This is a genomic window from Gardnerella sp. 30-4 (assembly GCF_001641215.1).
Taxonomy (GTDB): Bacteria; Actinomycetota; Actinomycetes; order Actinomycetales; family Bifidobacteriaceae; genus Bifidobacterium; species Bifidobacterium leopoldii.
This window is the reverse complement of the sequence record NZ_LXJL01000015.1, coordinates 1-1,174: the sequence shown is the minus strand read 5'-3', so window position 1 is coordinate 1,174 and position 1,174 is coordinate 1.

Here is a 1,174-nt window from a genome sequence, read left to right as displayed (position 1 = left end):
AGATGTGTATAAGAGACAGCATCTGTATTATCTGATTGAGGATAGCGTAGCGAAACATTTTCAAAACGCACAGAAGCGTCAGAAAGCTTTGTAAGTGGATGCTTGGAAACAACTTCAGTATTTCGAGATTGCAAAACATGTGAAATACGATGCATCGAAGCTCGAGCTGTTAACGACATTACAAAAACTGCAACTAAATTCGCTAAAGCAAACAAAATTTGCAAAGCATACACTACTAATGCAGCAAGATTTCCCGTTGTTAAACCAAAAGCAGGATTATTTCCTGAAGCCACAATTTCGTGCGAAGCCAACCACGCAATAAGCAGCATGCCAGAATAAAAACATAAGTTAAACAAAGGAATACTGCAATTTAACACATACTCAGCTTTAATAAAATAATCATAGATTTTATGCGAAATACGCGTAAAACGACTTATTTCATAATCAGAACGCACATAAGACTTTACGACGCGAATATTATGCAAATTCTCGCCAACTCTATTATTCATCTCGTCAATCATTCGATAAATTCGAGAAAATGCTGGAGCAACTATACTCGCACCAAAAGCGCCAATTGCACCAACAATAGGCACGAATGAAAGAAAAACCCACGAGATAGCAGGGCTAATTGAAAAAGTAAACCACCAAGCAGTGATGATAATCATAACGCTGCGAACACCAGAGCGAATAATCATTTGGTAAGCAAATTGCACATTTGACACATCGCTAGTCATACGCGTAACAACAGTGCCGCTAGAAAACTTATCTAAATCAGAAAAACTTAAACCTTGCAAGCGTGAAAACATGTTGTGGCGCAAATTTTTACCAAAACCAGCACTAGAATGCGCGCAGCAAATACCAGAAATAATGCCTGTAATCATTGCAATTGCAGCAAAAATGAGCAATTGCAAACCATAATATTGCACAGCTTCTTGAGAACGTGACATAATGCCAAAATCAATAAGATTTGACATTACTGTAGGGATCTCAATTTGCATAGCAGCTTCAACGAGAATAGTAACAACTGTTAAAACGCCAAGAAAACGGTACTTTTTTAAAGATAACAGAATCGTACGCAATGCGCGAGGAGGATTATTGCTAATTTTTCGTGAATTGTTCTTCGGCTTTTCTGCCATTGCATCCCTTCCCCTACATCTGTCTCTTATACACATCT